Raw genomic sequence first — 20,697 nt, 5'->3', positions numbered from 1 at the left:
CCTTCCGTCATGCCTAAATTTTTCATCGAACATCCAGTCTTCGCCTGGGTGGTTGCGATCCTGATCTCGCTCAGCGGCGTGATCGCGATCCTCAACCTGGGCGTGGAGTCCTATCCCAACATCGCCCCGCCGCAGGTCACCGTCTCGGCGACCTACCCGGGCGCCAGTGCGGACACCACCGAGAAATCGGTCACCCAGGTGATCGAGCAGCAGCTGACCGGTATCGATCACCTGCTGTACTTCAGCTCATCGTCCGCCTCCAACGGCCGCGCGCAGATCACCCTGACCTTCGAGACCGGTACCGATCCGGACATCGCCCAGGTGCAGGTGCAGAACAAGGTCTCGCTGGCCACGCCACGCCTGCCTTCGGAGGTGACCCAGCAGGGCGTGGTGGTGGCCAAGGCCAACGCCGGCTTCCTGATGGTGATCGCGCTGCAGTCCGATACGCCGGCCATCAACCGTGACGCCCTGAACGACATCGTCGGTTCGCGCGTGCTCGATCAGGTCTCGCGTATTCCTGGCGTCGGCAGCACCCAGCAGTTCGGTTCCGAGTACGCCATGAACATCTGGCTCAACCCGGAGAAGATGCAGGGTTATGGCCTGTCGGCCAGCCAGGTGCTGGCGGCGGTGCGCGCGCAGAACGTGCAGTTCGCCGCCGGTGCGCTGGGTTCGGACCCGTCGCCGGAAGGCCAGCACTTCACCGCCACGGTCTCGGCTGAAGGCCGCTTCAGTTCGCCGCAGGAGTTCGAGAACATCATCCTGCGGGCAAATCCGGACGGTTCGCGGGTGCTGATGAAGGACATCGCCCGCGTTGCCTTCGGTGCCAACAACTACGGTTTCGACACCCAGTACAACGGCAAGCCGACCGGTGCCTTCGCCATCCAGCTGCTGCCGGGCGCCAACGCCCTGAACGTGGCCGATGCGGTGCGCGCCAAGATGGACGAGCTGCAGCCCAGCTTCCCGTCCGGGGTGACCTGGTTCTCGCCGTACGACAGCACCACCTTCGTCAAGATCTCCATCCAGGAAGTGGTCAAGACACTGTTTGAAGCAGTGTTCCTGGTGTTCCTGGTGATGCTGATCTTCCTGCAGAACTTCCGCGCCACCCTGATTCCGACCCTGGTCATCCCGGTGGCCCTGCTCGGCACCTTCCTGGGCATGTGGATGATCGGCTTCACGATCAACCAGCTGACCCTGTTCGCGATGGTGCTGGCGATCGGCATCGTGGTCGATGACGCGATCGTGGTGATCGAGAACGTCGAACGCATCATGACCGAGGAAGGCCTGGCGCCGAAGCCGGCCACGCAGAAGGCGATGACCCAGATCACCGGCGCGGTGGTGGCGATCACCGTCGTACTGGCCGCGGTGTTCATCCCGTCCGCCCTGCAGGGCGGTGCCGCCGGTGAGATCTACAAGCAGTTCGCGCTGACCATCGCCATCTCGATGGCGTTCTCGGCGTTCCTGGCTCTGGGCTTCACCCCGGCGCTGTGCGCGACCTTCCTCAAGCCGACGCACAACGACAACCCGAACATCATCTACCGCACCTTCAACAAGTACTACGACAAGATCAGCCATACCTATGTGGGGCACATCACTTCGGCGGTGCGCCATGCACCGCGCTGGATGATCCTGTTCGTGGTGCTGACCGCACTGTGCGGCTTCCTGTTCACCCGCATGCCGGGCAGCTTCCTGCCGGAAGAAGACCAGGGCTATGCGCTGGCGATCGTGCAGTTGCCGCCGGGCTCGACCAAGGGCCAGACCAACGAAGTGTTCGCGCAGATGCGTGGCATCCTGGAAAAGCAGGACGGCTATGAAGGCATGCTGCAGGTGGCCGGTTTCAGCTTCGTCGGTTCCGGCGAGAACGTGGGCATGGGCTTCATCCGCCTGAAGCCATGGGAGGAACGCAAGTTCACCGCGCCCGAGTTCATCCAGAACATGAACGGCGCGTTCTACGGCATCAAGGAAGCGCAGATCTTCGTGGTCAACCTGCCCACCGTGCAGGGCCTCGGCCAGTTCGGCGGCTTCGACATGTGGCTGCAGGACCGCAGCGGTGCCGGCTACGAGCAGCTGACCCAGGCGCGCAACATCCTGCTTGGCCAGGCTGCGCAGAAGCCCGACCATCTGGTGGGCGTACGCCCGAACGGCCTGGAAAACGCCCCGCAGCTGCAGCTGCATGTCGACCGCGTGCAGGCGCAGTCGATGGGCATGTCGGTGTCGGACGTGTACAGCACCATCCAGCTGATGCTGGCCCCGGTGTACGTGAACGACTTCTTCTACGAAGGCCGCATCAAGCGCGTGACCATGCAGGCCGATGGTCCGTACCGCACCGGCCAGGAGTCGCTGAAGAGCTTCTACAGCCCGTCCAGCCTGACCACGAATGCCGACGGCACCAATGCGATGATCCCGCTCAATACGGTGGTCAAGTCCGAATGGGTGTCGGCACCGCCGTCGCTGAGCCGCTACAACGGCTACTCGGCGATCAACATCGTCGGCTCGCAGGCACCGGGCACCAGCTCGGGTGAGGCGATGCAGACCATGGAAGGCATCGTCAACGACGATCTGCCGGCTGGCTTCGGCTACGACTGGTCGGGCATGTCCTACCAGGAAATCCTGGCCGGCAACGCGGCGACGCTGCTGCTGGTGCTGTCGATCGTGGTGGTGTTCCTGTGCCTGGCCGCGTTGTATGAAAGCTGGTCGATCCCGGTGGCAGTGCTGCTGGTGGTGCCGCTGGGCGTGCTTGGCGCCCTCGGCCTGTCGATGCTGCGTGGCCTGCCGAACGATCTGTTCTTCAAGATCGGCCTGATCACCGTGATCGGCCTGGCCGCCAAGAACGCGATCCTGATCGTGGAGTTCGCGGTGGAGCAGCGCGCAGCAGGCAAGACCCTGCGCGATGCCACCATCGAGGCGGCACGCCTGCGTTTCCGACCGATCCTGATGACCTCGTTCGCGTTCATCATGGGCGTGATCCCGATGGCGATCTCCACCGGCGCCGGCGCCAACTCCCGCCACGCCATCGGCACCGGCGTGATCGGCGGCATGCTGTTCGCCACCCTGCTCGGCCTGCTGATGATCCCGGTGTTCTTCGTGGTCGTGCGCCGCATGCTGGGTGACAAGCTGGATGAGTCCTCCAAGGAATTCATGGAGCGCCAGCGCGACGCGGAAGCCGCGCACCGCCCGGATCGTTGATCCGGCGGTGAGTTGAAACGAAAAGGCCCCGGAGCGATCCGGGGCCTTTTTCATTCGTGCCATGAAGCCGGTAGTCGCCAACCTTGGTTGGCGCTTTGCAGTGCCACGTGTCAGCGCAGCAGTGCAACCACGGTGCCTATGGTGGCGCCGGAGGCAGGTCGCATCCAGCCCACATTGCGAACACCGGACCGCTGCACCGTATGGGATCGCACGCCACACTCGCGCTCAAGGCGTCTCCCGGGTTCGCAGACAACCCCAACGTTGGATTTCTGGCCGCGCAGAGGTCCGATACGTCCTGATCGTTGCTATCCAGATGTTTCTACGGCAATCGATCCGATGCCGTCCCAGGAGACAAGTCATGGATGGAAAAGCTCTACGATTCTTCAGCCGCACCGCTCTGCTGCTCAGCACGTTGTTTGCAGCCGGCAGTATCCAGGAAGCCCGCGCCAAGGGCGTCCTCGTCTGCGACAACTGTCGTGACCCGCGCGCATTGGCACTTTCCTCGGGCACGGGGCCCACCATCGTCGCCGACTTCCAGCAGCGCCGGATTCATGGTTTCGATGTGGAATACGATCGCGAGCTACGTCGCTACCGCGCAACAAGGGCGCAGATTCCCGGGCCAATCAACGCATCCTTCAATCGAATCATGGGCATGCTCGACAACAACGTGCCAACCGTACAGTTCGCGCCGCGGCAGTGGGCCGGAAGAGGAATCCAGTACGAGGTGCATCCAGATGATCCGCAATTCGCCAACGGCATAAGCTTTCCGGAAGAGCACAAGAGCCTCAACGCCTACGATGTCGTTCAGATGGCCACTGAGCGATCAAGACTGGAAGGTGATATTGGCAAGGCGTTCACAGGCGCAACGACTTCGTCGGCCGCCTGGAACAGCATGGCGACGTTCCTTTCGTCGATCGGACTGAGCTTCGTCAGCAAGACCATCGGCATTGACAGCGCCATCTATCGGATCACATGGCGCGATGGTTCAAAAACCACGCTGGTCATCACGCCTTCTGCGGTTGATAGAGCCCGCTATGTGCAAGGTGAAAGCCTTGACGCCAAGGGCAACAAGATTCCGTATGGTGCAGCAACCGATCCGGATTTGGCCCGGAACTTCATCGGCAGCTATCGCTTTGACGATCACGACGAGCTCGAACGATGGGTGGACTCGGCCCGGCTCTATGGCGTGACCATGCATCCGGGAATGCCACAGGAATCACTTCAGATCGTCTGTGAATGGAATGGAAAGGATATTGTTTGCCGATTGCCACGTTGATCGTACAAAAGAAACGGGGCGGCAATCGCCGCCCCGTCGCGTCCATCAGCGCAGTCCGGTCTCGTTGCGGGCGATCACCAGGCGCTGGATTTCCGAGGTGCCCTCGTAGATCTCGGTGATCTTGGCATCACGGAAGTAGCGCTCCAGCGGCATTTCCTTCGAGTATCCCATGCCGCCATGAATCTGCACGGCCTGGTGGGTGATCCACATCGCCGCTTCCGAGGCGGTCAGCTTGGCCACCGCCGCTTCCGTGCTGAAGCGCTTGCCCTGGCCCTTCACCCACGCCGCGCGCAGGGTCAGCAGCAGCGCCGCGTCCAGCTTGCACTTCATGTCGGCGATCTTGGCCTGGGTCATCTGGAAGGTACCGATGGCCGCGCCGAACGCCTTGCGCTCCTTCACGTACTCCAGGGTCGCTTCATAGGCGGCACGGGCGATGCCGATGGCCTGCGAGGCGATACCGATGCGGCCAGCATCGAGCACGCTCATGGCGATCTTGAAGCCCTCGCCTTCCTGGCCCAGCACGTCTTCAGCCTGCGCCACGTAGTCGTTGAACTCGATCTCGCAGGTGGCCGAAGCGCGGATGCCGAGCTTCGGCTCCGTCTTGCCGCGACCGAAGCCCGCCTTGTCGGTATCGATGATGAAGGCGGTGATGCCGCGCGCGCCCTTTTCCGGCTCGCTCATTGCGAACAGCACGATGTACTTGGCCACCGGGCCGGAGGTGATCCAGCTCTTCTTGCCGTTGATGACGAAGGTGCCATCGGCCTGCTTCACTGCACGGCAGCGCATGGCGGTGGCGTCCGAACCGGACTGCGGCTCGGTCAGCGCGAACGCGCCGATGGCCTCGCCTTCGGCGATGGCACGCACGTAGGTCTGCTTCTGTTCCTCGGTACCGTGGGTGAGGATGCCGTTGCAGAACAGCGAGTTGTTGACCGACATGATGGTCGAATGGGCTGCGTCGGCGGCGGCGACCTCCACCATCGCCAACACGTACGCCACCGGGTCCATGCCCGCGCCACCGTATTCGGTCGGCACTTCGATGCCCATCAGGCCGTTTTCGCCCAGCAGGCGGATGTTGTCCAGCGGGAACTCGCCGGTGCGGTCATGGTGCTCCGCGCTGGGGGCGATCTTTTCCTGCGCGATGCGCCGCGCCACGTCCTGCAGCATCAACTGCTCTTCAGTAAAGCTGAAATCCACAACACCCTCCCGGGTACATGAAGTTATGGGCCGCGCACCGCGCGCCCAGGTGCCTCGATTGTACCGGGGCCCGCCAGTTTCCGTACGCCAGCGACTTGACCGCGGCAGGCGTTCTCAGCGAATATATCTCTATATCGCGATAGGTAGATATTTATGGATCTGGAAGACTGGTCGACCCGCCTCAAGGTGTTCGCCGATGCCACCCGCGTGCGCCTGCTGGCGCTGCTGGAGCAGGAGGAACTGACCGTGGCCGAACTGTCGGCGATCACCCGGCTGGCACAGCCACGGGTATCCACCCACCTGGCGCGCCTGAAGGAAGCCGGCCTGGTCCGCGACCGCCGTGCGGGCGTGTCGGCCTATTACCGCTTCGACGAGGCCCAGCTGGACCCGGCGCAGCGTGCATTGTGGCATGCCTTGAGCAATGGAAGCGACGACCCCTTGCTGCGGCAGGACGCTGAACGTGTCGCCGCCGTGCTGGCCCACCGTGCCTCCGACCAGAACTGGGCCGACAGCGTGGCCGGCGACATGGAGCGCCACTATTCTCCCGGCCGCACCTGGGAAGCCCTCGCGCGTACCGCGTTGCCGCTGCTGGAGACCGGCGACGTGCTGGACATCGCCTCCGGTGACGGCGTGCTGGCCGAACTCGTCGCCCCGCATGCCAAGCGCTACATCTGCATCGATACCAGCGCGCGCGTGGTTGCCGCCGCCAGCGAGCGCCTGCGCCGCCTGCCCAATGTGGAAGTGCGCGAGGGCGACATGCATGCGCTGCCGTTCAAGGACGGCAGCTTCGACCTGGTGGTGCTGATGCATGCGCTGACCTACGCCAGCAAACCGGCGCAGGCGGTGACCGAAGCCGCGCGCGTGCTGCGCTCCGGCGGCCGCCTGCTGCTGTGCAGCCTGGCCCGCCACGAGCACAAGGCGGCGGTGGAGGCCTACGGCCACGTCAACCTCGGCTTCAGCGACAAGGAGCTGCGCAGGTTCGTCGACAAGGCCGGCCTGCAGGTATCCAGCCTGGAGACGGTCACCCGCGAAAAGCGTCCGCCGCACTTCGAAGTGATTTCACTGATCGCCAACAAGCCCTGAGCCCGAGATCGCCATGCCTGCCCTGCCCTGGTTGCATCCTGATCGTGCCAACGCCCTGCTCGACGCCCTGCGCGAGCGGATCCTGATCATCGACGGCGCGATGGGCACCATGATCCAGCGCCATGGCCTGCAGGAAGACGACTACCGCGGCGAGCGCTTCGCCGGTGGCTACGATCATGTGCATGGCCCCGCTTGCGACCACGCCGTGCAGGAAGGGCATGACCTGAAGGGCAACAACGATCTGCTGCTGCTGACCCGGCCGCAGATCGTCGCCGACATCCATACCGCCTACCTCGAAGCGGGCGCGGATCTGGTCGAGACCAACACCTTCAACGCCACGTCGGTCAGCCAGGCCGACTACCACCTCGAACACCTGGTGTACGAATTGAACAAGGCTGGCGCAGCGGTGGCACGCACCTGCTGCGATACAGTAGCCGCAACCACACCAGGCAAGCCACGCTTCGTGATCGGGGTGATCGGCCCGACCAGCCGCACCGCCTCGATCAGTCCCGATGTCAACGATCCGGGCTTTCGCAACACCAGCTTCGACGAGCTTCGCGACACGTACCGCGAAGCCATTGACGGCCTGATCGACGGCGGCGCCGACACCATCATGGTCGAGACCATCTTCGACACGCTCAATGCCAAGGCCGCGTTGTATGCACTGGAGGAGGCCTTCGATGCACGCGGCGCAAGGTTGCCCGTGATGATCTCCGGCACCATCACTGATGCCTCGGGACGCACGCTGTCCGGGCAGACCGCCGAGGCCTTCCACGCGTCGCTCGCGCATGCGCGCCCATTGTCGATCGGCCTGAACTGCGCACTGGGTGCCGATGCGATGCGCCCGCACGTGGAAACCCTTTCGCAGGTCGCCGACTGCTACGTCAGCGCGCACCCCAACGCAGGCCTGCCCAATGCCTTCGGCGAGTACGACGAGACGCCCGAGGACATGGCCAGCACCCTGCGCGGTTTCGCCGAGGATGGCCTGTTGAACCTGGTCGGTGGCTGCTGTGGCTCCACCCCTGACCATATCCGCGCAATCGCCGAGGCCGTGGCCGGGCTGCCGCCGCGCGCCCTGCCCGGTATCCAGGAGCAGACCGCATGAATGTCGCCGCCACCGTTCCGCACTTCCCGCCCTATTGCTGTTGAGCTGACGCCTGCCATGACGCCTGTCCGCCCTACCCGCCTGTCCGGCCTGGAACCTCTGGTCATCACTCCGGACCTTCTGTTCATCAACGTCGGCGAGCGCACCAACGTCACCGGCAGCGCGCAGTTCCGCAAGCTCATCAAGGAAGGCCGCTACGAAGAAGCGGTGGACGTGGCCCGCCAGCAGGTGGCCAGCGGTGCGCAGATCCTCGACGTCAACATGGACGAGGGCCTGATCGATTCGGAAGCGGCGATGACCCGCTACCTCAACCTGATCATGTCCGAGCCGGACATCGCCCGTATTCCGGTGATGGTCGACTCCTCCAAGTGGAGCGTGATCGAGGCCGGCCTGAAGTGCCTGCAGGGCAAGAGCGTGGTCAATTCGATCTCGCTGAAGGAAGGCGAGGCGCTGTTCCGCGAGCACGCACGCAAGGTCCTGCGCTATGGCGCGGCCGCGGTGGTGATGGCATTCGACGAAAGCGGCCAGGCTGACACCTGCGCACGCAAAGTCGAGATCTGCACCCGCGCCTACCGCATCCTGGTCGACGAGATCGGCTTCCCACCGCAGGACATCATCTTCGACCCGAACATCTTCGCCGTCGCCACCGGCATCGAAGAGCACGACAACTATGCGGTGGACTTCATCGAAGCCACCCGCATCATCAAGCAGACGCTGCCGCACTGCCATGTGTCCGGCGGTGTTTCCAACGTCTCGTTCTCGTTCCGCGGCAACGAAACGGTGCGCCAGGCCATCCACTCGGTGTTCCTGTACCACGCCATCGCTGCCGGCATGGACATGGGCATCGTCAACGCCGGCGCCATGCCGATCTATGACGAGCTGGAACCGGAACTGCGCGAGCGCGTCGAGGATGTGATCCTCAACCGCCGCAGCGATGCCACCGAGCGCCTGCTGGAGATCGCCGAACGCTACAAGGGACGGAAGGGCGCGGCCAGGACCGAGGACCTGGGCTGGCGCGACAAGCCGGTGGCGCAGCGCCTGGCGCACGCACTGGTGCACGGCCTGGATGCCTACGTCGAGGAAGACACCGAACTGGCCCGGCAGGCCTCCAGCCGCCCGCTGGATGTGATCGAAGGTCCGTTGATGGATGGCATGAACGTGGTCGGCGACCTGTTCGGCGCCGGCAAGATGTTCCTGCCGCAGGTGGTGAAATCCGCGCGCGTGATGAAGAAGGCCGTGGCCTACCTGCTGCCCTACATCGAGGCCGAGAAGGCGCGCAGTGGCGACACCGCCAAGAGCAACGGCAAGATCATCATGGCCACGGTGAAGGGGGATGTGCATGACATCGGCAAGAACATCGTCGGCGTAGTCCTGGCCTGCAACAACTTCGAGGTGGTCGACCTTGGCGTGATGGTGCCGGCGCAGAAGATCCTCGATGCCGCGCGCGAGCACAACGCCGACCTGATCGGCCTGTCCGGCCTGATCACTCCATCACTGGAAGAGATGAGCCACGTGGCCCGGGAGATGCAGCGCCAGGGCTTCGACCTGCCGCTGCTGATCGGTGGAGCGACCACCTCGCGCGCGCACACCGCGCTGAAGATCGACCCACATTACAAGGCGCCCACGGTGTGGGTGAAGGACGCCTCGCGCGCGGTCGGCGTGGCTCAGTCGCTGATCTCGCGTGACCTGCGCGAGGCCTTCGTCGCCGCCAACGAGGCCGACTATGCCGAGATCCGCGCGCGCCATCGCAACCGTGGCGATGCCAAGCGCCTGGTTTCGCTGGAACACGCGCGTGGGCAGAAGTTCCAGGGCGACTGGGACACCTACACGCCGCCGGCACCGAACCAGCCCGGCCTGCACGTATTTGACGACTACCCGCTGGCCGAACTGGTCGACTACATCGACTGGACGCCGTTCTTCCAGGCCTGGGAGCTGGCCGGCAAGTTCCCGGCCATCCTCACCGACGAGATCGTCGGCACCCAGGCCAGCGATCTGTACAGGGACGCCCGCGCGATGCTTGAGCGCATCGTCAATGAGAAATGGCTGACCGCCAAGGCCGTGTTCGGCCTGTGGCCGGCCAACAGCATCGGCGACGACGTGCGCGTGCAGCACCCGCAGGGCGAGACCACCCTGCACTTCCTGCGCCAGCAGGTGGACAAGCCGGCCGAGCGCCCGGATTTCTGCCTGGCCGATTTCATCGCCCCGGCCGACAGCGGCAAGCAGGATTGGATCGGCGCCTTCGCCGTCACTGCCGGCATCGGCATCGACACGCACGTCGCGCGCTTCGAAGCCGACCACGATGACTACAACGCGATCCTGCTGAAGGCCCTCGCCGACCGTTTCGCCGAAGCGCTGGCCGAGCGCCTGCACCAGCGCGTGCGCATCGATTTCTGGGGCTACGACCATGCCGAGACACTGGACAACGAGGCACTGATCGACGAGCAGTACAGCGGCATCCGCCCGGCACCGGGTTACCCCGCCTGCCCGGAGCACAGCGAGAAACGGCGCCTGTTCGACCTGCTGCAGGCCGAAGCCAACGCCGGCATGGAACTGACCGAGAGCTTCGCGATGCTGCCTACGGCGGCCGTTTCGGGCTACTACTTCAGCCATCCGCAGAGCCAGTACTTCGTGGTCGGCCGCCTCAGCCGCGAGCAGGTCAGCGACTACGCCCGCCGCAAGGGCGTGGACCGCGCCCAGGCCGAGCGCTGGCTGGCCTCCAACCTAGACTACGACCCCGAATGACACAAAAAGGGGACGGAGGGGATTAAGTCGTTTTGGGCACAAACGACTTAATCCCCTCCGTCCCCTTTTCGCTTCATCATTGCGCTGGGCTTTGACGGTTTCTCGTCCGGTGTCGTTTGCCCTGGTCGGCGCACTGCTGTGCTTCTTCGCACCGAGCCTGCCACTGATCCGCGCACGCCGGAGCCGCTTCAAGGCCTGACGCCGGCGCGGTCCTACTGCTGCCGCAGTACCTGCTGCAGCGACGGCAGCAGCACACGGTTGCCATGCGCGCTGAGGTGATCGCCATCGAAGAACAACGGCCGGCCATCGCGCTGCGCCGGGCACAGCACGTCATCACACAGCACCGGCATCGGATCCCACAGCACACCCCCTGACAGGCCATCGACCACCTGCTGCAGGCTGCCCAGCATCGGCGCACGCAGCGTTTCCATCGCCTCACGCGTGCTGTCCAGGCCGTTGCGGCAGACCTCGTTGCGTGAATTGAAGCGGTCAGAGCAGCGATACGGCGGCGCCGGCAGCACCGGTTTGGGCGCCTCCAGCACAATTCGCACACCGCGCTCGGCCAACGGTTTCCACTGGGTGATCGCCTCGGCCACTTCGGCCTCGCGTCCTGCAGTGGCTTCCGGGGTCAGCTCGCCCGCCAGCTGCGCCTGCGCATCGAACAATACGAACTGATCGGACAAGCGCGGTATCCGCAGCGACACCAGCACCACAGCATCACCTGGCTGCGCACGCTGCGTGACATCGGCGAGCATCGCTGCGTCGAAATCACTGCAATCGGCACCCGCGCCGCGCCACTTCTGCAGGCTCACCTGCGGGCATCCACCACGACCGTAGAGAATCACCTCCGAGCCACTCTCAAGCGCCAGCCGCTGCAGCAGCTCGATGTAGGCCATTGCATGCGAATCGCCAGCAACGAACACCTGCTTCGGCGCACCGGCAGGCACCGGCCGATCGCAGTCACCACGCGCATAGGTCCGCATGCTGCCACCTTCGAAGCGTCGCTTGGTGGTCACCAGGCTGCAGTCAGGATAGTCGCCTGCCACGCTCTTGCCGTTGGGATACCAGTCGCCGGGATGCCGACTGACCGTGCTCAGTGATATCCGCGGTGCCTGCAGGTACAGCAGCGTCTGGGTGCCGGCCGCGACCAGCAGCACAGCCGAACCTGCCAGCACCCAGCGACCGGGGCGCAGACGCTGCGCCAAGGGGCCCCGGAACGGTTGCTCCACCCAGCGCCACGACAACCACGACAGCAGCAGCACCAGCGCCAGCGCAGCGCTCATCTGCAGGGGTGTCTGCAGGCCCACGGTCCAGCGCATCAGCACGAATACCGGCCAGTGCCACAGATACAGCGAGTACGACAGCAGGCCGATGGAGCGCATCGGCCTGCTGGCCAACAGGCGTGCCACCCAGGACCGGGGATGATGATGCAGCGCCCACAGCAGGCCTGCCGCAGCAAAGGTCGGCAGCAGGCCATCAGGCCACGGCGAACGTCCGGCCCGTGCGGTCCACAATGCCCAGCACAGCAAGGCCAGCGCCACCATCGCGAGCAGCGAGAACACGGGCGCAGCGCGCTTCAGTGCAATCGTCGTCACCGCATCCACTGGCTGGCGAACATGCAGCAGCTGGAACAGCAGTACGCCAACGCCCAGCTGCCACAGCCGCGTAGTGGTGGCGTAGAACGCCCACGATGGCGGCGCCTCGCGCAGGCCCAGCACCGCCGCATGCAGCAGCGACGCCGCGCTGACCACGGCAAACAGGCCAAGGCTGATCCAACGCCCGCGCACGCCGCGCGCCCAGGCCAGGAACAGCAGCGGGAACAGCAGGTAGAACTGCTCCTCCACGCCCAGCGACCAGGTATGGGTATAGGGATTGAATTCGGCCTTGGGCGCGAAATAGTCGTTGCCGATCAGCGCCAGCACCCAGTTGCTGAAGCCGAAGAATGCCATCAGCCCGGTCTTGTCACTGGCCTCGCTGAGCCAGGACTCGGGAATGAACAGCACGCTGCCGACGGCGGTCAACAGCAGGCAGCTGATCAGCGCAGGTGCGATGCGGCGGATGCGACGCGAATAGAAGCGCAGCATCGACTGCCACAGCGACAACGGCGGCAGCCGGTGCACCGACGCGCTGACCACGAACCCGGAAATGACGAAGAACACGTCTACGCCGGTGAACCCGCCCGGCAACCAGGCCGGGTCCAGGTGGAACACGATGACGGCCAGCACGGCAATCGCGCGCAGGCCGTCAATGTGCGGCACGTAGCCGCGGCTTGGATCAGCGGTCATCCCTTCCCCCCAACCGCGGAGGCAATGCCGTCCGCGGTGGTTGCGCCTTTACCAGACCAGGTCGTCCGGCACCTGGTACTGCGGATCCGCATACGGATCTTCCTCGGCCGGCGCATTCGGATCGACCTTCAGCGCCACCGAGGCAGCGAACACCGCCTCGGACTGTGCCAGCACGTCGGCCGTTACCAGCAGGTAGCGGCCATTGAGCTGGACCACACCCAGCTCACCGGCATTGAGCGCGGTCAGCTGTTCGGCGGTCACATAGATGCGCTTGATCTTGCCGCCATACGGGAAGTGGCGGGCGATGTCCGCTGCCTCGGCGTTGAGGCTCTTGTCCTTCAGCAGTTCTTCCAGCTTGGCCTTCGCCTCGCGGCGCACGCGTGCTTCTTCCTGCTTCAGGCGCTCGGTCTCGATGCGCTCTTCCTTCTCCCGCTGCGCCCGGATGGCATAGGCCTTGGCCAGATCCATCTCTTCGGTGCTGCGCGGCTTGCGCGGGCCCTGCTGGCTCTGGCCACCGCGCGCATGCCCGCCGGGCTTGCCCGCGCCATGGCCCTGCCCACGACGCTCACCGGGCTTGTGCTCGCCCTTGCCTGCGCCCTGCGGTTTTCCATTGCCGTTGCCGTTGCCACCCTTGCCCTGCGGGCGGCCATCACGGCGGGGGCCATCATTCTTGCGCTCGGGCTTGGGCGCGGGCTTGAAGCCCAGGCCCATCAGCTGGTCGCGGAGGGTATCGCTCATAGGATTCGGATCAGTAGTGCGGCGGCGGCGGTTCGCTCGCCGGATCGGAAGAATTCAGTGCGTTGCGGACCTTGCCCAGGTCTTCCAGCAGCACGCGCAGCACATCGGCGTTGCGCATGCCCTGCATGCGGGCATCAGCCAGCGCGTCGCTCAGCTCGGCCAGCGCCTGTTCCTGGAAGGACACGCGCATTTCCAGCTCGACCAGGCGCGCTTCCAGCGCCTGCTCGCGTTCAGTGGGCAGATCAGACATGCAACGAGCGCCCCCGGCCAATGCCGTAGTACGCAAGACCTGCGGCTTCCACTTCGCCCGGCTCATACAGGTTGCGGCCGTCGAACACCGCCGCATCCTTCAGCTGCTCGCGCAGCTTCTGGAAGTCGGGGCTGCGGAACTGCTTCCACTCGGTGACCACCACCAGCGCGTCGGCACCCTGCAGCGCTTCATCGGCACTGTTGCAGAACACCAGGTCATCGCGTTCGCCGAAGATGCGCTGCGACTCGTGCATCGCCTCCGGATCGTAGGCACGCACCGTCGCACCGCCTTCCCACAGCTGCGCCAGCAGTCGACGGCTGGAGGCCTCACGCATGTCGTCGGTGTTCGGCTTGAAGGCCAGACCCCATACGGCGAAGGTCTTTCCACGCACGCCCTCGTCCTCGCCCTTGTCGTAATGACGCTGGATGAGGGCAAACAGATGGCCCTTCTGCGCATCGTTGACCGCTTCAACCGCATTGAGCAGCTTCGGCTCAAGGCCATACTGCTGGGCGGTACGGGCCAATGCCTGCACGTCCTTGGGGAAGCACGAGCCGCCGTAACCGGCACCCGGATAGATGAAGTGCCAGCCGATGCGTGGATCCGAACCAATGCCCTGGCGGACCTGCTCGACATCGGCACCGACGCGTTCAGCGATGTTGGCGATTTCATTCATGAACGAAATCTTGGTCGCCAGCATCGCATTGGCGGCGTACTTGGTCAGTTCGGCCGAACGCACGTCCATTTCCACCACGCGGTCGTGGTTGCGGTTGAACGGCGCGTACAGGCGACGCATCACCGCCACCGACTCTTCGTTCGCCGCACCGATGATGATGCGGTCCGGGCGCATGCAGTCCGCAACCGCATCGCCTTCCTTCAGGAATTCCGGGTTGGACACCACGTCGAAGGCGATGTCCGCGCCACGCGCGGCCAGCTCTTCGGCAATGGCGGCACGCACCTTGTCGGCGGTGCCGACCGGCACCGTCGACTTGTTCACCACCACGGTCGGCACACTCATGTGCCGACCAATGGTTCGGGCTACGGCAAGCACGTATTGAAGATCGGCACTGCCATCCTCGTCCGGTGGCGTACCAACGGCGATGAACACCACCTGGCCGTGATCGATGGCGGCCGCGGCATCCGTGGTGAACGCCAGCCGCGCTGCGGCATGGTTGGCCTTCACCATCGGCTCCAGGCCGGGTTCATAGATCGGGATGATGCCCTGGTTGAGGCCATCCACCTTGGCCTGGTCGATATCGACACAGACCACCTGATGACCAACATCGGCCAGGCAGGTACCGGTCACCAGTCCAACGTAGCCGGTACCAAAAATCGCAACGCGCATATCCGTATTCGCTCCTGAATGACTTACGGCAGAACGCCCAGCAGCTCGACGTCGAACGTCAGAGTCGCGTTCGGGCCGATCGGGCCGCCCGGGGTGCCGTTCTCACCGTAGGCGAGTTCGCCCGGGATCCAGAAGCGGTACTTCGAACCGACCGGCATCAGCGCGACGCCTTCGGTCCAGCCCTTGATCACCTGGTCCAGACCGAACTCGGCCGGCTGGCGGCCGTAGGAACTGTCGAACACGGTGCCGTTGAGCAGCTTGCCTTCGTAGTTCACGCGCACCTTGCTGCTCGGCAGCGGGCGCTCGCCGCTACCCGGGCGGATCACCTGGTACTGCAGGCCCGACGAGGTGGTCACCACGCCCGGCTGGGTCTTGTTCTTGGCCAGGAATGCGTTGCCTTCCGTGCGGTTGGTCTGCGCAGCCTGGGCGGCCTTGGCCTGCATTTCAGCCTGCTTGGCACCCATGAAGGCCTGGATGGTGGCGGTCGCGTCAGCTTCCGTCATCTTCGGCTGGCCCTTGGTCAGGCCGGTGCTGATTGCGTCAAACAACGAGGCGACATCGATATCGTCCTTCAGCTGCGCCAGCGACGGACCCACCGAGTAGGAGCCGATCATCTGCGACACCTTGACGCGGTCGACCTTCGGCGGCTGCGAGCCCGGTGCCACGCCCGGCACCTGCTGGCCGCTGCGGGCCATCACGACCTGGCGCAGGGCGGCATCGGTGGCCTTGGCCTGTTCCTGGGTGATCTGCGGCTGCAGGCCCTCGAACGAACGCTCAACGGCGGTGCGCAGGGCGGCCACATCGATCTCATCGGCGATCGGGGTGAACGACTTGGCGACATCAAGGCCGATGGCGTAGCCGAGCTTCTGCTTGGGGGAATTCAAGGTTGCGGTCTCCTTGGCGGCTGCGGGGGCAGCCGGTTGTTGCGACAGAGCGACACCCGAAGTGCCCATCGCCAGAATCAGAACCGACGCCGCGGCGCCGCGCATTCCCATCTTCATTCGCTGCATTCCTGGAAGTGTCTGGGCGCCGACGTCGGCGCGAAAAGAAACATTGTCGCACGCATGCCGTCGATGTCGAGGCATGCGTGCTGGATATCAATGCGTGGCAGCTGCCGCCAGCGCTTTGTCGATGGCCGCGGTCAGCTGCGGATCGTCCGGCGTCACCTTGCTGGCGAACTGGGCAATGACCTTGCCATCGCGGCCCACGAGGTACTTGTGGAAGTTCCAGGCCGGCGCAACGCCGGTCGCTGCGGTCAACCGCTGGTACAGCGGCGTGGCCTGCGTGCCGACCACATGCACCTTCTCGAACATCGGGAACTTGACGCCGTAGGTCAGGGTGCAGAAGTCCTGGATCTGCTTCTCGTCACCCGGTTCCTGGCCCTTGAAGTCATTGGAAGGAAAGCCCAGCACCGCAAAACCGCGGCCTGCATAGCGCTTCTGCAGCGCCTCCAGCCCTTCGTACTGCGGCGTGTAGCCACACTTGCTGGCGGTGTTGACCACCAGCAGCACCTGCCCGTGATAGCGCTGCTGCAGATTCACCTGCTGCTTGCTGGCCAACGGCCGGTATTCCAGATCGAGCAGGTCGGCCGCCAGCGCACTGGCGGAACCGGCGGCACCGGCCACCATCAGGGCCAGCAGGGACAGGCCGCGCAGGCGGCACGGGGAAACGGTCGGCAGGGGCATCAGAGGCGGTCCGCGGTAGCCATTCACAAGGCCCGGCCAGTGCTGGCCGGGAATCGGCCGAACTATAGCACCGGGCCCCGCAGCCCCTGATGGCACAGGTCCCCCCCCGGGCTTTGCGCGGCGTGGCGAATGTGCTGCCCGGGCGCCATCGAAGGCGCAGTGATGACATAGCATGGACATCACTGAATGGAAGGCCGCCCCGAAAAGCCCCCTGCAGAAGATTCATTTCCCTTTTAAATCAATCGACTAAAGGGATGTTTCAGCAATCTGACCACCCCTGCCATCAGTTGGGGACGGCAAGGGGTTGCACGTAGGCGTGCCGGTGTTATAGTTGCATACAACACCAGTCACCTGAGACAGGGGGAAGCCATGAACGTCCGGATCCGTCGCAACCTCACCGCACCTGCGGCCGTCGCTGTTTCGACCCTGCTCGTGCTGGCCTGGTGGGCCACGCCCACCGCCCCTGTTTCCGCCGCTGCTGAAAGTGCGCAGGACGCGACTCTCTCCCCCGCAGGGAACGCCCCCTCCTCCTCCCCCCCTCCCCCGCGTCGGCTGCACAGCGCGCTGTCCATGCCGTATTTCTCGTTCGCCCAGCCGCTGACCCCACGGAGCTGAATATGAGCGACATCCAGTGGAGCGACGGCGCTCCCATCTACCGTCAGTTGAAGGAGCGCGTGATCGCCATGATGCTCGACGGAATCCTCAAGCCGGGCGATGCCCTGCCTTCGGTGCGCCAGGTGGCCGCCGACTATCAACTCAACCCCATCACCGTTTCGCGCGCTTACCAGGAGCTGGCCGACGAAGGCCTGGTCGAGAAGCGCCGCGGCCTGGGCATGTTCATGACCGAGCAGGCGGCCACGCAGCTGCGCAGCAGCGAACGCGACCGTTTCCTCAACGAAGAATGGCCGGCGGTTCTGGAGCGCATCCAGCGCCTGGGCCTGAGCCTCGACGAATTGCTGCCCCAGGGGAAAGTCTGATGAATAGCACTGCAAGTGAGTCGGTCATCACCGCCCGAGGCCTGCGCAAGGCCTACAAGACCACGGTCGCCCTCGACAACGCCAGTTTCAGCATTCCAAGCGGGCGCATCGTCGGCCTGATCGGGCCCAATGGCGCCGGCAAGACCACCGCGCTGAAGGCCATTCTTGGGCTGACCTCGGTGGAGGGTGAACTGAGCGTGCTCGGCCGCGACCCGCGACTGCACCGCGACGAACTGATGAACGACATCTGCTTCATCGCCGACGTCGCCGTGCTGCCGCGCTGGCTGAAGGTGCGCGAGGCGATCGATTTCGTGGCCGGCGTCCACCCGCGCTTCGACCGCGCCCGCTGCGAGCGCTTCCTGGCCAACACCAAGCTGCAGCCGAAGCAGCGCGTGCGCGAGCTGTCCAAGGGCATGATCGTGCAGCTGCACCTGGCGCTGGTGATGGCCATCGATGCCCGCATCCTGGTGCTGGACGAGCCGACCCTCGGCCTGGACATCCTGTACCGCAAGGAGTTCTACCAGCGCCTGCTGGAAGACTACTTCGACGAACAGAAAACCATCATCGTCACCACCCACCAGGTGGAGGAGATCGAGCACATCCTCAGCGACGTGATGTTCATCCGCGATGGCCGCATCGTGCTCGACGCGGAAATGGACGACGTCGGCCAGCGCTATACCGAGCTGCTGGTCAATGCCGACCAGCTGGACACCGCGCGCGCCCTGAAGCCGATCGACGAGCGCAGCCTGGCGTTCGGCAAGACGGTGATGCTGTTCGATGGCGTGCCGCGCACCCAGCTTTCCTCTCTCGGCGAGACCCGCATCCCGGGCCTGGCCGACCTGTTCGTCGCCATCATGAAGGGGACCTACGCATGAATGCCGTCAACCACCCCGTCAGCCCGATCGGCACCCTGCGCTGGCTGCTCAAGCGCGAGTACTGGGAGAACCGCGGCGGCTTCCTGTATGCCCCGTTGATCGCGGGCCTGATCTCACTGGTGATGAGCATCGCCGGCATTGCCTTCGGCCTGTTCGCGCTGAACCGTGCAGCACGCGACGGCGGCCTGCACATCGATGGCGAGAACGTGAACATCAACGGCCTGAACCTGGCCCTGCTCACCCGTGACATCAGTGCCAAGGACCTTGCTGATCTTGGCAACGGCCTGGACCTGACTCTGGTACTCAGTTCAAGCTGGCCGTTCGTGGTGCTGGCCTTCGTCGTGTTCTTCTACTGCCTGGGCGCCCTCTACGACGATCGCCGTGACCGCAGCATCCTGTTCTGGAAGTCGTTGCCGCTGTCGGACACGCAGACCGTGCTGTCCAAGGTGATCAGCGCACTGATCGTGGCACCGTTGATCGCGGTCATCGCCGGCATCCTCACCATGTTTGGCTTCATGCTGATCATCAGCGCCGTCGCACTGCTGCACGGTGGCAGCCCGATGACCCTGATCTGGGGCCCGGCCAGCCCGCTGACCCTGGCCGCTGGACACCTGGCCTGGATTCCGGTCTATGCCCTGTGGGCCCTGCCCACCGCCGGCTGGCTGCTGCTGTGCTCGGCATGGGCCAGGAGCAAGCCGTTCCTGTGGGCGGTAATGTTGCCGCTGTTTGCCGGCATCATTGTCAGCTCCACAAAGATGATGCCGCTGTTCGGCCTGACCACCGGCTGGTTCTGGCAGAACATCGTCGGCCGCCTGCTGCTGGGCGGCGTGCCCGGCATGGACCTGCTGTATCGCCTCGGCGCCGACGAAGCATCGCGCCGCGATCTGGACTCGGTCGTCAGCCTGATGTCCCCCGCCTCGCAGCTGAAGTCGCTGGCGATGCCGGAGCTGTGGATCGGCGCCGTCGTCGGTGCAGTGTTCATCTTCCTTGCCATCCGCCTGCGCAAGCGCGCCGGCGAGATCTGATCCCATCCATCCGGAGGCACCACCCATGCGTTCTTTGCTCGCCTGTTCTGCGTTGTTGCTGTTGCCGTTGTCGGCGCTGGCCGCCGATGCTCCGAACTGCAAGTTCACTGCCGCCCGCGCACTGAAGCTGGACGTGGCTGGTGCCAGGACGGTGGTGTTCGAGGTCAATCAGCATGACCTGAAGGTGGTCGCCAGCGCTGGCGGCGGCCAGCTGGACGGCCGCGCCTGCGCGTCCAGCCAGGAATGGCTGGACCAGCTGGTGCTGGAGCAGCGCAAGGTCGGCGACAAGCTGGTGGTGAGCCTGCGCCGCGACGGCCGCCAAAGCGGCATCAGCCTGGGCAACAGCTACGCCTGGCTGGATATCCGTGGCAGCGTGCCGGACAACATGCCGCTGCAGTTCAAGATCGGCTCGGGCGATGCCAGCGTGGAGAACGCACAGTCGCTGAGCGTGGATGTGGGTTCCGGTGATGCCGTGGTCCGCGGTACCCGCGGCAGCATCCACGCTGCAGTGGGTTCGGGCGACCTCAACATCGATGGCGGCAGCTCCCTGAATCTGCTGTCGCTGGGTTCCGGCGACGTCACCGTACGCAACATCAGCGGCGATGCCAGCACCGGTACCGTCGGCTCCGGTGACCTGAAGATCAGCGATGTGCGTGGCAACGCGCGGCTGGATACCGTGGGCTCGGGTGATATCGAGTTCAAGCGCGTGCAGGGCAGCGTTGAAGTGGGCGTGGTCGGCTCCGGCGGGGTCGATCTGGCCGACATCGGCGGCAATGTGCATGTCCGCAGCCACGGCTCGGGCGACATCAACGTCGACGGCGTGCGCGGCACCCTGACCGTCGACCACAGCGGCAGCGGTGACGTCGATCATCGCAACGTCAGCGGCCGGGTCACTCTGCCGCGCAGCAAGTAAACCCTCTTCCAGACACTACCAGGG

General features: G+C 64.8%; 16 protein-coding genes. 9 read left to right on the top strand and 7 right to left on the bottom strand.

Annotated features, from left to right (window positions below; translation table 11 throughout):
* Positions 1–9 precede the first annotated feature (9 nt).
* Both V3B64_RS03395 and V3B64_RS03390 read left to right on the top strand, forming a co-directional pair.
* Entirely contained in the window at positions 10–3,183 is a 3,174-nt protein-coding gene (locus tag V3B64_RS03395; RefSeq protein WP_049400218.1) for a multidrug efflux RND transporter permease subunit, read from the top strand.
* A 358-nt stretch (positions 3,184–3,541) separates the two neighbouring features.
* Positions 3,542–4,459: a hypothetical protein gene (locus tag V3B64_RS03390; protein WP_329913619.1), complete on the top strand. Its 918-nt coding sequence runs from the start codon at positions 3,542–3,544 to the stop codon at positions 4,457–4,459.
* A 45-nt stretch (positions 4,460–4,504) separates the two neighbouring features.
* Here V3B64_RS03390 and V3B64_RS03385 read toward each other — a convergent pair whose 3' ends face one another.
* Entirely contained in the window at positions 4,505–5,653 is a 1,149-nt protein-coding gene (locus tag V3B64_RS03385; RefSeq protein WP_032127665.1) for an acyl-CoA dehydrogenase family protein, read from the bottom strand.
* A gap of 153 nt (positions 5,654–5,806) precedes the next feature.
* Here V3B64_RS03385 and V3B64_RS03380 point away from each other — a divergent pair, with 153 nt between their 5' ends.
* Genes V3B64_RS03380 through metH form a run of 3 tightly spaced genes read left to right on the top strand, consistent with a single transcriptional unit; the run spans position 5,807 to position 10,583 of the window.
* Positions 5,807–6,736, top strand: coding sequence for a metalloregulator ArsR/SmtB family transcription factor (locus tag V3B64_RS03380; RefSeq protein WP_032127664.1), 930 nt, complete (start codon positions 5,807–5,809; stop codon positions 6,734–6,736).
* A 13-nt stretch (positions 6,737–6,749) separates the two neighbouring features.
* Entirely contained in the window at positions 6,750–7,841 is a 1,092-nt protein-coding gene (locus V3B64_RS03375) for a homocysteine S-methyltransferase family protein (protein ID WP_329913618.1), read from the top strand.
* A gap of 57 nt (positions 7,842–7,898) precedes the next feature.
* Positions 7,899–10,583: a methionine synthase gene (metH, locus tag V3B64_RS03370; RefSeq protein WP_329913617.1), complete on the top strand. Its 2,685-nt coding sequence runs from the start codon at positions 7,899–7,901 to the stop codon at positions 10,581–10,583.
* 212 nt (positions 10,584–10,795) lie between these two features.
* On the opposite strand, the gene V3B64_RS03365 is transcribed toward metH, so the two are convergent.
* From V3B64_RS03365 to V3B64_RS03340, 6 genes are all read right to left on the bottom strand, one after another.
* Complete coding sequence (locus V3B64_RS03365) at positions 10,796–12,868, bottom strand: acyltransferase family protein (RefSeq protein ID WP_329913616.1); 2,073 nt, start codon at positions 12,866–12,868, stop codon at positions 10,796–10,798.
* Between the two features lie 48 nt (positions 12,869–12,916).
* The gene (locus V3B64_RS03360) at positions 12,917–13,606 is read right to left on the bottom strand and encodes a DUF2058 family protein (protein WP_180845361.1); all 690 of its coding nucleotides are present in this window, start codon (positions 13,604–13,606) and stop codon (positions 12,917–12,919) included.
* Between the two features lie 10 nt (positions 13,607–13,616).
* On the bottom strand, positions 13,617–13,856 hold the full coding sequence (locus V3B64_RS03355; protein WP_019660397.1) for a SlyX family protein: 240 nt from the start codon (positions 13,854–13,856) through the stop codon (positions 13,617–13,619).
* Positions 13,849–15,198, bottom strand: coding sequence for a UDP-glucose/GDP-mannose dehydrogenase family protein (locus V3B64_RS03350; RefSeq protein ID WP_032127659.1), 1,350 nt, complete (start codon positions 15,196–15,198; stop codon positions 13,849–13,851). The genes V3B64_RS03355 and V3B64_RS03350 overlap by 8 nt, the downstream gene beginning before the upstream one ends.
* 23 nt (positions 15,199–15,221) lie before the next feature.
* Positions 15,222–16,199, bottom strand: coding sequence for an FKBP-type peptidyl-prolyl cis-trans isomerase (locus V3B64_RS03345; protein WP_019337358.1), 978 nt, complete (start codon positions 16,197–16,199; stop codon positions 15,222–15,224).
* Positions 16,200–16,295: 96 nt separating this feature from the next.
* Positions 16,296–16,883, bottom strand: coding sequence for a glutathione peroxidase (locus V3B64_RS03340; RefSeq protein ID WP_019337359.1), 588 nt, complete (start codon positions 16,881–16,883; stop codon positions 16,296–16,298).
* 617 nt (positions 16,884–17,500) lie between these two features.
* On the opposite strand from V3B64_RS03340, the gene V3B64_RS03335 reads away from it, so the two are divergent.
* Genes V3B64_RS03335 through V3B64_RS03320 form a run of 4 tightly spaced genes read left to right on the top strand, consistent with a single transcriptional unit; the run spans position 17,501 to position 20,673 of the window.
* The gene (locus V3B64_RS03335; protein WP_006453095.1) at positions 17,501–17,860 is read left to right on the top strand and encodes a GntR family transcriptional regulator; all 360 of its coding nucleotides are present in this window, start codon (positions 17,501–17,503) and stop codon (positions 17,858–17,860) included.
* The gene (locus tag V3B64_RS03330; protein WP_032130455.1) at positions 17,860–18,735 is read left to right on the top strand and encodes an ABC transporter ATP-binding protein; all 876 of its coding nucleotides are present in this window, start codon (positions 17,860–17,862) and stop codon (positions 18,733–18,735) included. The genes V3B64_RS03335 and V3B64_RS03330 overlap by 1 nt, the downstream gene beginning before the upstream one ends.
* On the top strand, positions 18,732–19,760 hold the full coding sequence (locus tag V3B64_RS03325) for an ABC-2 transporter permease (RefSeq protein WP_049400228.1): 1,029 nt from the start codon (positions 18,732–18,734) through the stop codon (positions 19,758–19,760). Before V3B64_RS03330 ends, V3B64_RS03325 begins: the two co-directional genes overlap by 4 nt.
* A 25-nt stretch (positions 19,761–19,785) precedes the next feature.
* Positions 19,786–20,673 carry a DUF4097 family beta strand repeat-containing protein gene (locus V3B64_RS03320; protein ID WP_032130457.1) on the top strand — a complete coding sequence of 296 codons (888 nt, stop codon included), beginning with the start codon at positions 19,786–19,788 and terminating at the stop codon, positions 20,671–20,673.
* Positions 20,674–20,697 lie beyond the last annotated feature (24 nt).

This window comes from Stenotrophomonas sp. SMYL86, from assembly GCF_036320025.1.
Lineage (GTDB): Bacteria > Pseudomonadota > Gammaproteobacteria > Xanthomonadales > Xanthomonadaceae > Stenotrophomonas > Stenotrophomonas maltophilia_A.
Note: the sequence above shows the minus strand (reverse complement) of the source record. Positions and strands in the feature narration are given on the sequence as shown.